The 11,659-nt window shown below is 57.6% G+C and carries 11 protein-coding genes and 1 pseudogene; 7 read left to right on the forward strand and 5 right to left on the reverse strand.

Translation table 11 applies throughout. The features are described 5' to 3' along the window. Positions 1-66 precede the first annotated feature (66 nt). On the reverse strand, positions 67-1,245 hold the full coding sequence (locus ACYZTY_RS05875; RefSeq protein WP_461957687.1) for a vWA domain-containing protein: 1,179 nt from the start codon (positions 1,243-1,245) through the stop codon (positions 67-69). A gap of 13 nt (positions 1,246-1,258) precedes the next feature. Beyond that, complete coding sequence (locus ACYZTY_RS05880) at positions 1,259-2,104, reverse strand: AAA family ATPase (RefSeq protein WP_010462104.1); 846 nt, start codon at positions 2,102-2,104, stop codon at positions 1,259-1,261. Positions 2,105-2,321: 217 nt separating this feature from the next. On the opposite strand from ACYZTY_RS05880, the gene ACYZTY_RS05885 reads away from it, so the two are divergent. After that, positions 2,322-2,825 (forward strand): DUF2442 domain-containing protein, encoded by a 504-nt coding sequence (locus ACYZTY_RS05885; protein ID WP_461959258.1) that lies wholly within the window; start codon positions 2,322-2,324, stop codon positions 2,823-2,825. Here the strand turns inward: ACYZTY_RS05885 and ACYZTY_RS05890 are convergent. Next, the gene (locus ACYZTY_RS05890; protein ID WP_461957688.1) at positions 2,822-3,898 is read right to left on the reverse strand and encodes a DUF748 domain-containing protein; all 1,077 of its coding nucleotides are present in this window, start codon (positions 3,896-3,898) and stop codon (positions 2,822-2,824) included. The two genes, ACYZTY_RS05885 and ACYZTY_RS05890, sit on opposite strands and share 4 nt — an antisense overlap. Before the next feature lie 127 nt (positions 3,899-4,025). Between ACYZTY_RS05890 and cysK the strand changes: the two genes are divergently transcribed. Together cysK and ACYZTY_RS05900 are read left to right on the forward strand one after the other, a co-directional pair. After that, on the forward strand, positions 4,026-5,000 hold the full coding sequence (cysK, locus tag ACYZTY_RS05895) for a cysteine synthase A (RefSeq protein WP_461957689.1): 975 nt from the start codon (positions 4,026-4,028) through the stop codon (positions 4,998-5,000). A 221-nt stretch (positions 5,001-5,221) separates the two neighbouring features. Further along, positions 5,222-6,160 (forward strand): aspartyl/asparaginyl beta-hydroxylase domain-containing protein, encoded by a 939-nt coding sequence (locus ACYZTY_RS05900; RefSeq protein WP_461957690.1) that lies wholly within the window; start codon positions 5,222-5,224, stop codon positions 6,158-6,160. A 266-nt stretch (positions 6,161-6,426) separates the two neighbouring features. On the opposite strand, the gene ACYZTY_RS05905 is transcribed toward ACYZTY_RS05900, so the two are convergent. Then, positions 6,427-6,729: a hypothetical protein gene (locus ACYZTY_RS05905; protein WP_461957691.1), complete on the reverse strand. Its 303-nt coding sequence runs from the start codon at positions 6,727-6,729 to the stop codon at positions 6,427-6,429. Between the two features lie 422 nt (positions 6,730-7,151). Here ACYZTY_RS05905 and ACYZTY_RS05910 point away from each other — a divergent pair, with 422 nt between their 5' ends. The 3 genes and pseudogenes from ACYZTY_RS05910 to ACYZTY_RS05920 form a co-directional block, all read left to right on the forward strand. Beyond that, positions 7,152-7,316: a hypothetical protein gene (locus tag ACYZTY_RS05910; RefSeq protein WP_461957692.1), complete on the forward strand. Its 165-nt coding sequence runs from the start codon at positions 7,152-7,154 to the stop codon at positions 7,314-7,316. Between the two features lie 108 nt (positions 7,317-7,424). Beyond that, positions 7,425-8,288: a DMT family transporter gene (locus ACYZTY_RS05915; RefSeq protein WP_461957693.1), complete on the forward strand. Its 864-nt coding sequence runs from the start codon at positions 7,425-7,427 to the stop codon at positions 8,286-8,288. 119 nt (positions 8,289-8,407) lie between these two features. Then, positions 8,408-8,626, forward strand: a pseudogene (locus ACYZTY_RS05920) (aldehyde dehydrogenase (NADP(+))); the annotation flags it as partial. A gap of 132 nt (positions 8,627-8,758) precedes the next feature. On the opposite strand, the gene ACYZTY_RS05925 reads toward ACYZTY_RS05920, so the two are convergent. Further along, positions 8,759-9,667, reverse strand: a complete 909-nt coding sequence (locus tag ACYZTY_RS05925) for a DMT family transporter (protein ID WP_461957694.1) — start codon at positions 9,665-9,667, stop codon at positions 8,759-8,761. Between the two features lie 157 nt (positions 9,668-9,824). On the opposite strand from ACYZTY_RS05925, the gene aceK reads away from it, so the two are divergent. Next, positions 9,825-11,543 (forward strand): bifunctional isocitrate dehydrogenase kinase/phosphatase, encoded by a 1,719-nt coding sequence (gene aceK / locus ACYZTY_RS05930; protein ID WP_461957695.1) that lies wholly within the window; start codon positions 9,825-9,827, stop codon positions 11,541-11,543. Positions 11,544-11,659: the final 116 nt, after the last annotated feature.

Genomic DNA, 11,659 nt, shown 5'->3' on the forward strand with positions numbered 1-11,659 from the left:
AACACCGAAACCTGTACAAGGAGCGAGGCTTGCCCGCGAAGGCTGCCTTTCAGGCAACACAAATCTCTATTTGGAAAGAAACCGCATCCCTTCCTCCAACCCCCGCAACGTCAGCGGGTACATCTGGTCATCAATCAAGTCCCGCACAATATTGGTGGAGGACGTATAGCTCCACGTATCTTTCGGATATGGGTTGATCCAGATGACCTTCTTGTACTTCTCCATGAACCGCTGCATCCACACATAACCGGCTTCTTCGTTCCAGTGCTCGACGCTGCCGCCGGCCTGGGTGATTTCGTATGGCGCCATGGCAGCATCGCCAATGAAGATCACTTTGTAGTCGGCGCCGTACTTGTGCAGCAGGTCCTGGGTCGACGTGCGCTCGGACGTGCGGCGCATGTTGTTCTTCCACACCGATTCATAAATGAAGTTGTGGAAGTAGAAGTACTCCAGGTGCTTGAACTCGGTCTTGCAGGCCGAGAACAACTCCTCGCAAATCTTCACGTGAGCGTCCATCGAGCCGCCGATGTCGAACAGCAGCAACAGCTTGACGGTGTTGCGCCGCTCCGGCCGCATCTGGATATTCAGCAGGCCGGCATCGCGTGCGGTGTGGTCGATGGTGCCATCGATGTCCAGCTCTTCCGCCGCACCCTGACGTGCGAATTTGCGTAAGCGCCGTAGCGCGACCTTGATGTTGCGCGTGCCCAGTTCGACCGAATCGTCGAGGTTCTTGTACTCGCGCTGATCCCACACCTTGACCGCTTTGCCCTGACGCTTGCCGGCATCACCAACCCGAATACCTTCCGGGTTGAAACCGCCGGAGCCGAACGGGCTGGTGCCGCCGGTGCCGATCCATTTGTTGCCGCCGGCGTGGCGTTCTTTCTGTTCTTCGAGGCGTTTCTTGAACTCTTCGATCAGCTTGTCCAGGCCGCCGAGTGACTGGATCGCGGCCCGCTCTTCTGCGGTCAGGGAACGCTCGAATTCCTTGCGCAGCCAGTCCTCAGGAATCAACGCCTGAAGGTGGTCGTCGAGTTTTTCCAGGCCGTTGAAGTAGGCACCGAACGCGCGGTCGAACTTGTCGAAATGCCGTTCGTCCTTCACCAGAATTGCCCGGGACAGGTAATAAAACTCGTCCATGTCGGCGAAGGTCACGCGCTGTTTCAGCGCATTGATCAGGTCCAGCAGCTCACGCACCGAGACCGGCACCTTGGCTGCGCGCATTTCATTGAACAGGTTGAGCAGCATGGCGATCAGCCTCTTAGCGGGTGCCGCGACGGCTCATGAACGCCAGACGCTCAAGCAATTGAACGTCCTGTTCGTTCTTCACCAGGGCGCCTGCCAGCGGTGGAATCGCTTTGGTCGGATCGCGTTCGCGCAATACCGCTTCGCCGATGTTGTCGGCCATCAGCAGTTTCAGCCAGTCCACCAGTTCGGAAGTCGATGGTTTTTTCTTCAGGCCCGGGACCTTGCGCACGTCGAAGAACACGTCCAGCGCTTCGCTGACCAGGTCTTTCTTGATGTTCGGGTAGTGCACGTCGACGATCTTCTGCAGCGTCACACGGTCAGGGAACGCGATGTAGTGGAAGAAGCAGCGGCGCAGGAAGGCGTCCGGCAGCTCTTTCTCGTTGTTGGAGGTAATGATGATGATCGGGCGTTTCTTGGCCTTGATGGTCTCGTCGATCTCGTAAACGTAGAACTCCATCTTGTCGAGTTCTTGCAGCAAGTCGTTGGGGAACTCGATGTCAGCCTTGTCGATTTCGTCGATCAGCAGGATTACCCGCTCTTCGGACTCGAACGCCTCCCAGAGCTTGCCCTTTTTCAGGTAGTTGCGAACGTCATGGACCTTTTCCGTGCCCAGTTGCGAGTCACGCAGCCGACTGACCGCGTCGTACTCGTACAGGCCCTGATGCGCCTTGGTCGTGGACTTGATGTGCCAGGTGATCAACTTGGCGCCAAAGGACTCGGCCAGTTGTTCGGCGAGCATGGTTTTACCGGTGCCCGGCTCGCCCTTGACCAGCAGTGGACGCTCCAGGGTAATGGCGGCGTTGACCGCCAGCTTCAGGTCATCGGTGGCGACGTAGGCCTGGGTGCCTTCGAACTTCATCTGCTAATCCTCGAACGGTAATGCCGACCTGAACGGGGCAGGGCGGGGCGCAATAATTGTAGTACCCGACTATAACGCGCTGCCCCGTCGACTGTGAACGCAGACGGCTTATTCAGTCTCTGAATGGGGCGTCACATCTTGACTCAGTCTCGGCTGCTGGCCAGTATTGAGCTATCGCCATATTGGCGATAGCTTGCCCGGCATGTCTAAAGAAACGATGCTACCCATGAAACGACCACGGCTGTCGGCTGTGCAGGCCTTGCCGGACTACCGCCTGGCGCTGACCTTTATCGACGGTCAGCAACTGACCCTCGATTTGAGTCGCGACCTGCACGCCTTTCCAGGATTGCAGCCATTGCTGGAGGTTGGTGTATTCGAAAGTGCAATGTCGGGCGATGACGGCTGGAGTGTCGAGTGGCCGGAGCACGACATCCAGATCGGCGCCGACACTCTGTATCTGGATGCGCTCGCGCAAAATGCATCGGACGAAAACACCCGGGTCTTTATCGATTGGCGCGCCCGTACCGGGTTGCCGCTCAATCAGGCGGCTGAAGCGTTGGGGGTTAGCGCGCGCAGCATCACGCGTTATAGCAGCGGGCGTGAACCGGTGCCCCGATCATTGGCGCTGGCCTGTCTGGGGTGGGATTTCCTGCAGCAGCAAGCGAGCCCGATGCGGGCCGCCGAAGAAACCGGTCGCTACACCGTTACGCGCAAACCTTAACCCGCCTCCGGCTTCGGCCGCTCATAGCGTGCGTTGAACGCTTGAACAAAACCATTGCGTAAAATCTGCAAAAACGCCTGGAACGCGCTGATATCTTGCCGATGCACATTGCCGCTCAGTTCGACGCGAGTTGCGAATTGGTTCTTGCCCTGATTTTTCAGCACGGTTTCGGAGCCCCCGACAATGGCTTCCCAGATGGAACGGAAAAGTCCCTTGTCCTTGTTTTCCACATCCTGTTGCCAGTTGAACACGTCGACATCTTTCAGCAGCGGTTTGATGTAGCCGGTCAGTTTGGCTTTTTTGGCTTGCGCTTCGATCACCACATCGCCGTGACCGGCGTTGAAGTCGAACTTTCCATAGGCCGAGGCAAAGTCGTTCATGCGTTTGAGTTCAATGTCCCTGGCCCGCAGGCGGAACTCGAAGTCTTCAAAGTTGCTTAACGGGTCGAAGGTTGCCGTTGTCTCCAGTGGAGCATGGCCCAGCAACAGCGCCTTGCCTTCAAAACGGGCGTCGCGCTTGCCTTCGGTATCGACCACGTTGGTCAGGTTGTAAAGGCTGGCGTTGACCTGGGTGGCGTTCATGTTGACGGGGGGCTTGGAATTGAAGTTTCGAAAGGTGATCTTGCCGTCGTAGATGCGTATTTCATTAAAGGTGAACGGTGCCAGTTTGCTCAACTGTGCGCGCCAGTCGGTGCCTTGACCTGTCTGGGAGTTTTTTTTGTTGGCGCCGCCGTCGACGAAGTTCACCTCGGGGTTGAAGAACTGCACCTCGGCCACCACTGCGCGGTCGGACCAGAGTGAGTGCCAACTGACAGAAAGGTCGATCAGCGGCGCATTGACGAAAGGCACCGGCACCTTGCCGTCGACCTTGACGATCTTCAGTCCGTTGATTTTGTAGGCGCCGCGCCACAGGGCCAGGTCCACGTCGGTCACCTGACCTCGGTAATCGCCCATGTCCGCCAGCTTGTCGTTCAGGTAATCGCGCACCAGGTAGGGCAGGGCGATGTGCAGGGCAATCAGCAACACAACGAGGCCGGCGAGGGTCCACAGGGGCCAACTGTATCGACGTTTCATGACGGCAAATCTCTGGCGATGTAAAGCCATTGACTGCGGCGATCACCGGACGTTCGACCTGACTGGACGACCACCGGCAACAGGCATACCTTTGGGAGCTTATTCAACGCTGTACAAGGACCCAGCCATGAGCCGTATTTACGCTGACAACGCCCATTCCATCGGCAATACGCCGCTGGTGCAGATCAACCGCATTGCCCCGCGCGGCGTGACCATCCTGGCCAAGATCGAAGGGCGCAACCCTGGTTATTCGGTCAAGTGCCGGATCGGCGCGAGCATGATCTGGGACGCCGAAAGCTCCGGCAAACTAAAGCCTGGCATGACCCTCATCGAACCGACGTCGGGCAATACCGGCATTGGCCTGGCGTTTGTTGCTGCTGCCCGTGGTTACAAATTAATGCTGACCATGCCAGCGTCGATGAGCATCGAACGACGCAAGGTTCTCAAGGCGCTGGGCGCCGAACTGGTATTGACCGAACCGGCCAAGGGCATGAAGGGCGCAATCGAGAAGGCTGCCGAAATTCTGGCCAGTGACCCGGCCAAATACTTTATGCCGGCGCAGTTCGACAACCCGGCCAACCCGGCCATTCACGAGAAAACCACCGGCCCGGAAATCTGGAACGACACCGACGGCGCGGTCGATGTGCTGGTAGCGGGCGTTGGAACCGGCGGAACCATTACCGGTGTTTCGCGGTATATCAAGAATACCCAGGGCAAACCGATTATCTCGGTGGCGGTGGAGCCGATGGTGTCGCCTGTGATTACCCAGGCGATCGCCGGTGAAGAGATCAAGCCGAGCCCGCACAAAATCCAGGGGATCGGTGCCGGTTTTGTCCCGAAGAATCTGGACTTGTCTATGGTTGATCGGGTTGAGTTGGTGAGCGACGACGAGTCCAAGGCCATGGCCCTGCGCCTGATGCAGGAAGAAGGGATTTTGTGCGGTATTTCCTGTGGCGCCGCGATGGCGGTGGCAGTGCGTCTGGCCGAAACACCGGAAATGCAGGGCAAGACTATCGTGGTGATCCTGCCGGACTCCGGTGAGCGCTACCTGTCGAGCATGTTGTTCAGCGATCTGTTTACCGAGCAGGAGAATCAGCAGTAAAGCGGTGACGTCTGCGGGATCTTTTTAACGTGTGGCGAGAGGGCTGATTCAGGTCAGCCCCCGTTCAGGAACCTTATGTTAATAAGTGCTTTATTGCACAAGCCTTAATACTGAATGTTGAGTTTTGCGGGTTCTTCCCGAGGCCGGTAGTGTTTATCATGGCCGGCTGCCACGTCGGGTAAATGGCGTTGTGCATAGAACCAATTCTCAAGGAGCCGTAGATGACCTTTTCCTTCGCCGCGAAAGCGTCATTGTTGCTGCTGTTTCTCGGCAGCACGCTCTATGTGCACTTACGCGGCAAGGCGCGATTGCCGGTTCTGCGGCAGTTCGTCAATCACTCGGCCTTGTTTGCACCTTACAACGCCTTGATGTACCTGTTCTCTGGCGTGCCGTCCAAACCTTATCTTGACCGCAGCAAGTTCCCGGAACTGGACGTGCTCAAGGACAACTGGGTAGTCATCCGCGACGAAGCCATGCACCTGTTCGACGAGGGTTACATCCGCGCCGCCGAAAAGAACAACGATGCCGGTTTCGGTTCGTTCTTCAAGAAGGGCTGGAAACGTTTCTACCTCAAGTGGTACGACAAACCTCTGCCATCAGCCGAAACCTTGTGCCCGAAAACCGTGTCCTTGCTCAGCAGCATTCCCAACGTCAAGGGCGCGATGTTCGCGTTGCTTCCGGGTGGCAGCCACCTCAACCCGCATCGCGACCCGTTTGCTGGTTCCCTGCGCTATCACCTGGGGCTGTCGACGCCGAACTCCGATGATTGCCGTATCTTCGTCGACGGTCAGGTTTACGCCTGGCGTGACGGTGAAGATGTGATGTTCGATGAGACCTACGTGCATTGGGTCAAGAACGAAACCGAGAAAACCCGAGTCATTCTGTTCTGCGACATCGAGCGGCCACTGAGCAATCGCGTCATGACCCGTATCAACCGCTGGATCAGCGGCTTGCTCGGTCGCGCCACCGCACCGCAGAATCTTGATGATGAACGGGTTGGCGGGATTAACCAGTTTTACGCCTGGAGCAAGAACTCCAGCGACAAGGTCAGCGGCGTGGTCAAGCGGTGGAAGCGTCGTAATCCCAAGGCATACCGCGTGCTGCGGCCGGTTTTGGCGGTGGCGGTGTTGACGTTGTTGGGGTATTGGTTGTTTGGGTGAAAGCGACCAACATAAGAAAAAACCGCTCTTTGGGAGCGGTTTTTTTTTGAGTTAGAGAGTACTAGGGACGTCCTGCGAGCAGATCCGGTTCGTCGATGTGGGTACCCGTCAAAGCTACTTTGAGAAAGCGAAGTTGATTGGCCGAAAGCTTTGTCGGCATGGGTTTTGTTACTGCCTTGGGCGATTCACTTTGGGCGGAAGACTTTTTAACGCGCGCTCGCATATTACCTCCATTTTTGATCTCAAATTGAACAGTTCTCACGATACTAGTCGCTCCCTATGGCCATCACAAGACGGTCTTCGTTGTCGAACTCGAAACCGAGTTTTTGATAAATAGGGACCGCGCCTTCCGCCGGTTCCTGAATTTCTATCAGCGTGCTGCCGATGATTCGTGCGTAATGTTCGACCGCAATCAAGGCCAATGGGGCTATACGGTTCTTGAGGCGACGGGGCCTGCCTGGTTTCCCTTCCAGCCGGACAATCCTGACTCGAAGTCGGCTGTTGTTGGGGTTGGCAAAGCACAACCCACATAGTTCGGGGCCGAACCAGATAGCCAGATCCAGTGCCATGGGCTCTTTCGCCTTCCAGGCAATGACCTCGTTCCATGAAAAGTGTGGTTCATCCCAGAGGCTGAACGCAGTTAAAGCCTCCGCATTGATCGCTTCGAATCGAACGCCCTCTAAATCATTGTTTCGAGTGCTATCAGGCTCTAGTACGGCGTCTTTCTCAGCTATAGAGAGATTGGCCAGTTTTCGTGCCCTGGATCTGTGCAGCTGATATCGAAGTTGAGTCCGTTCCCTTGGCATGTGATCTCTTGCATTCCATGTCCCCATTATCGGGCGTTTGTATTCCCCTCCAAGGTAGATCGAGCCGCACATGCTGTCTTTACTGGCCCTTTGTCCAAGTCATTGCAATCCATGTCACGCGCTGTTTATAGTCGGCGCTCGGTGATCTCCAACCCACCGCCCACCCCATCAAAAAAGATCAGCCCATGCCAGCTTCCCTCATCAACGCGGTAGTCGATTCAGCGGTCAACGCTGGCGTCATGCCGTGCGGGAATCAGCAGCCTGCGCAGATCAGTCATTACCCCCCACCTGTCAGTAGCACGCCGGTGTACGCAGTCGTATCACCGTCGGGCGTTGGCTTCTCGGGTTGATCAGCTTTTTCTGCTGTTCCCATGCCCGTCTAAAAAGCTTTCGCCTGAAAAACTACTGAATTTCAGCTTCGGCTGGCTTCGCTTTTTGCCTGACTACAGGTGGTATTCATGTTTGTCCTTTCGAAAAAATCCGCGCTCGCGGCGGCGTCCACGAGCCTGTTCGTTCTGCTGTGGAGCAGTGGGGCGATCTTCTCCAAATGGGGCCTGGCCCACGCATCACCCTTTGCCTTTTTGCTGATTCGCTTTGGCATCGCCTTGTGCGGATTGATGCTGCTGGTGCCGTTGCTCAAGCTGAAACTGCCCAAGGGCGGCAAGCCGATGCTGTATGCGATGACCACGGGTGTGGTGTTGCTGGGGGCTTATCAGATTTTTTATCTGCTGGCCCTGGACCTGAAAGTCACCCCGGGTGTGATGGCAACCATCATGGGCGTGCAGCCGATTCTTACGGTGGTGATCATGGAACGGCAGCGTTCAGCCAGCAGGATGTTTGGTCTGGCGCTGGGTTTGGCCGGGTTGATCATGGTGGTTTATCAGGGCATCGGTCTGGCCGGTATGTCACTGGCCGGGATGCTTTTCGGTTTGTTGGCGCTGGCGAGCATGACGTTCGGTTCGATCATGCAGAAACGCATCACCGACAACCCGCTCGGCACGCTGCCGGTGCAATACCTCGCGGGGCTGTTGCTCTGCGGGATCTTCGTGCCGTTTCAGCCGTTTCATTTCGAACACAGCAGCGGTTTTATCGTGCCGGTGTTGTGGATGGGTTTGGTGGTGTCGGTACTGGCAACGTTGTTGCTGTACCGCTTGATCGCTCGGGGCAATCTGGTGAATGTCACCAGTCTGTTTTACTTGGTGCCGGCCGTGACAGCGGTGATGGACTACCTGATTTTTGGCAATCGGCTGGCGGCATTGAGCATGCTCGGCATGCTGCTGATCATCATCGGTCTGGTCTTCGTGTTCCGTAAAACAGTGTAAAAATGATAAGGCCTGGAACGTTGCTCCGGGCCTGTTCTATTTGGCCAGCACCGGGCAGAAAACCTCTGGACCTCCCACGTGGCGCTGGCCGAAGTGACGGGCATGCTCAGCCAGACGCGGGGGTCGAGGTGTGTGAGGCGATGGTGCATGGCGGGCCGTATCCGGCGACGTCGGATTCGCGCGGGACATCGGTCGGGACGTTGGCGATTGACCGGTTTCTGCGGCCGGTGTGCTTCCAAAATTATCCGGATGCATTGCTGCCCGAGGCGTTGCAGAACGCCAATCCGCTGGGGATTCGGCGGTTGGTGGATGGGGAAGTGAGTCAGTCGGCTTTGTAGCGCCTGGGCTGGCACCATCGCGAGCAGGCTCACTCCCACATTTAACCTCGGTGTTCACAGAAATTGTGTTCACAGGAGATCCAATGTGGGAGTGAGCCTGCTCGCGATGACGTCATCAGCCTCACCAAAAATCTACTTGGCCGCCACCCCGGCAGCCTTCACCACCGAAGGCTTCAACACCAGCCACAACGCCGCCGCAATCAACACCCCACCATAGATATGCGCCATCGACAACGGCTCATCCAGCAACAGCGCTCCCCACAACACCCCGAACGGCGGGATCAGGAAGGTCGTGGTCATCGACCTCACCGGCCCGATCGAACTGAGCAAACGGAAGTAAATGATGTACGCCAGCGCGGTACACACCAGCCCCAACCCAAGCAACGACAACCAGACATTCCAGCCACCCCAGCTTGCCGGTGGCTGGCTGATCACGCTGTAGCCGAACAACGGCAGCAAGAACAGCGTCGCCCCGAGCATGCTGCCCAGCGCCGAAAGACGACTGTCGAGACCGCCCGCGTGGTCAAGCCAGCGGCGCGCCAGGAACCCGGCAAAGCCATAACAGGTGGTGGCGAGCAGGCAGGCAACGGCGCCCATCAGCAACTCCATGTCGAACGCCACCGGACCGGCACGGGTCAGGACGCCAACGCCGAGCAGCCCGAGGAACACGCCGCCAAGCTTGGCAGCGGTCAGTCTTTCATGGAAAAACAGGCCGCCGATCAACACGCCCATCAGCGGCGTGGTGGCGTTGAAAATCGCCGAGTAACCGGCCGGCAGCACTTGGGCGGCTACGGAATAGAGGGTCGCCGGAATGCCGGAGTTGATCACGCCGAGTAGCATCACCGTCTTCAGTTTGCCTTTGAAATCCCAGCTGATACGCATCAGGCCGAGGATCACCAGCAAGCCGGTGGCAGCAATCGACACGCGGAAAAAGGCCGTGGGGATTGTGCCAATCACTGGGGCGATGATGCGCATGAACAGAAAGCTCGCGCCCCAGATCGCTGCCAGCGACAATAAACGGAAAATATCGACAGGGCTCACGGTGCATTCCTTCCTTGATGAGGACGAGAGTGTTGCCGAGCGCCTTATCCATGGCAACCGAAAAACGAGCATTTAACTCGAGCCGAAAATTACGCTTCTCCTGCACCCGGTTCACTGGCTAAGCTCAGGGCTCCCGAATTCCCGCAGAGGTCTCACCATGCCGCAGCAATGGCCAGCCGCCGACATCGCCCGAATGATCCTCGATGGCTTTGACGATTACCGCGAGCATTTCCGTCAGATCACCGATGGCGCCCGGGCTCGCTTCGAGCAGGCCAAGTGGCAGGAGGCGCAAATCGCCTCGGCCGCGCGGATCAATCTGTACGAAGAGAAAGTCAGCGAAACGGTCGACCGCCTGCGCATTGCGTTTGACGCCGACACGCTGGACGTCAGTTGCTGGCCGCTGGTCAAAAGCGCTTACATCACCCTGATCGACCTGCGTTTCGACGATGAACTGTCCGAGACCTGGTACAACTCGATTTTCTGCGGGCTGTTCAGCCATGACCTGATCAGCGACGGCTGCATGTTCATTCACACCACCCGGCCGAGCCTGCGCCGCGCCCGCGCTGCGCAAACCCGGACCTATAAGCCTCAGGGCCAGTTGTCCGGCATGCTCGCGAGCATTTTTGCCGATTACAGCTTCAGCGAGGATTACGCCGATCTGGCCGGCGACTTGCGCCGCCTCGAAGCGCAACTGCGCGAGAACCTGCCGGACTGGGTGTGCAAGGACCCGGAGTTGAGCGTCGAACTGTTTTCCTCGGTGCTCTACCGCAACAAGGGCGCGTACCTGGTGGGGCGCATCTACACCACCGACGAGCAATGGCCGCTGGCGATTCCGCTGCTGCACCTCGAAGGTCGCGGCATCCAGATCGATGCGCTGATCACCGATGAAGCGGACGTGTCGATCATTTTCTCGTTCACCCGTTCGTATTTCATGGTGGATGTGCCGGTGCCGGCGGAATTCATCGGTTTCCTGCGGCGCATCCTGCCGGGCAAGCACATTGCCGAGCTGTACACCTCGATTGGTTTCTACAAACACGGCAAGTCCGAGTTTTACCGGGCGCTGATCAATCACCTGGCCAGCACCGACGACCAATTCATCATGGCCCCGGGTGTGCGCGGCATGGTGATGAGCGTGTTTACGCTGCCGGGTTTCAACACCGTCTTCAAAATCATCAAGGACCGGTTCTCGCCGTCGAAAAACGTCGACCGCGCCACGGTGATCGAGAAATACCGTTTGGTGAAAAGTGTCGACCGCGTCGGGCGCATGGCCGATACCCAGGAGTTCGCGGATTTCCGCTTCCCGTTGAGCAAGTTCGATCCGGCTTGCCTGGAAGAACTGCTTGAGGTGGCCGCGTCCACGGTGTCGGTGGAAGGAGACACGGTGCTGATCCGTCACTGCTGGACCGAGCGGCGGATGACGCCGCTGAACCTGTACCTGGAAAACGCCAACGAGGCGCAGGTGCGCGAGGCGCTGGAGGATTACGGTCTGGCGATCAAGCAACTGGCGGCGGCGAACATCTTTCCCGGCGATATGCTGTTGAAGAACTTCGGCGTCACCCGCCACGGTCGCGTGGTGTTTTATGACTATGACGAGATCTGCTTTCTGACCGAAGCCAACTTCCGTCACATCCCGCAACCGCGCACACCGGAAGACGAGATGGCGTCCGAGCCGTGGTACTCGATCGGGCCGCTGGATGTGTTTCCTGAAGAGTTTCCGCCGTTCCTGTTTGCCGATTCCGGGCAGAGGAAGCTGTTTGACCAGTTGCATGGCGAGTTGTACAACGCCGACTACTGGAAAAGCCTCCAGGAAGCCATTCGCGCCGGCAAGGTGATCGACGTGTTCCCTTACCGCCGAAAAGGCCTTGATAACGAATAACGGCTGAAAACCACCCCCTCACCCCAGCCCTCTCCCCACGGGGGAGAGGGGGAAAGGGAGCAGATCTTCATGCTTTTCGACGCCTGAGTTCGGCGCGATATCTCAGATCGCAAATT

Source organism: Pseudomonas sp. LB1P83 (assembly GCF_054897885.1).

Coding starts and splice junctions, on each gene's coding strand:
- ACYZTY_RS05875 (WP_461957687.1), bottom strand. CDS start 1,245: ATGCTGCTCAACCTGTTCAATGAAATGCGCGCAGCCAAGGTGCCGGTC.
- ACYZTY_RS05880 (WP_010462104.1), bottom strand. CDS start 2,104: ATGAAGTTCGAAGGCACCCAGGCCTACGTCGCCACCGATGACCTGAAG.
- ACYZTY_RS05885 (WP_461959258.1), top strand. CDS start 2,322: ATGCTACCCATGAAACGACCACGGCTGTCGGCTGTGCAGGCCTTGCCG.
- ACYZTY_RS05890 (WP_461957688.1), bottom strand. CDS start 3,898: ATGAAACGTCGATACAGTTGGCCCCTGTGGACCCTCGCCGGCCTCGTT.
- cysK (WP_461957689.1), top strand. CDS start 4,026: ATGAGCCGTATTTACGCTGACAACGCCCATTCCATCGGCAATACGCCG.
- ACYZTY_RS05900 (WP_461957690.1), top strand. CDS start 5,222: ATGACCTTTTCCTTCGCCGCGAAAGCGTCATTGTTGCTGCTGTTTCTC.
- ACYZTY_RS05905 (WP_461957691.1), bottom strand. CDS start 6,729: ATGGCACTGGATCTGGCTATCTGGTTCGGCCCCGAACTATGTGGGTTG.
- ACYZTY_RS05910 (WP_461957692.1), top strand. CDS start 7,152: ATGCCAGCTTCCCTCATCAACGCGGTAGTCGATTCAGCGGTCAACGCT.
- ACYZTY_RS05915 (WP_461957693.1), top strand. CDS start 7,425: ATGTTTGTCCTTTCGAAAAAATCCGCGCTCGCGGCGGCGTCCACGAGC.
- aceK (WP_461957695.1), top strand. CDS start 9,825: ATGCCGCAGCAATGGCCAGCCGCCGACATCGCCCGAATGATCCTCGAT.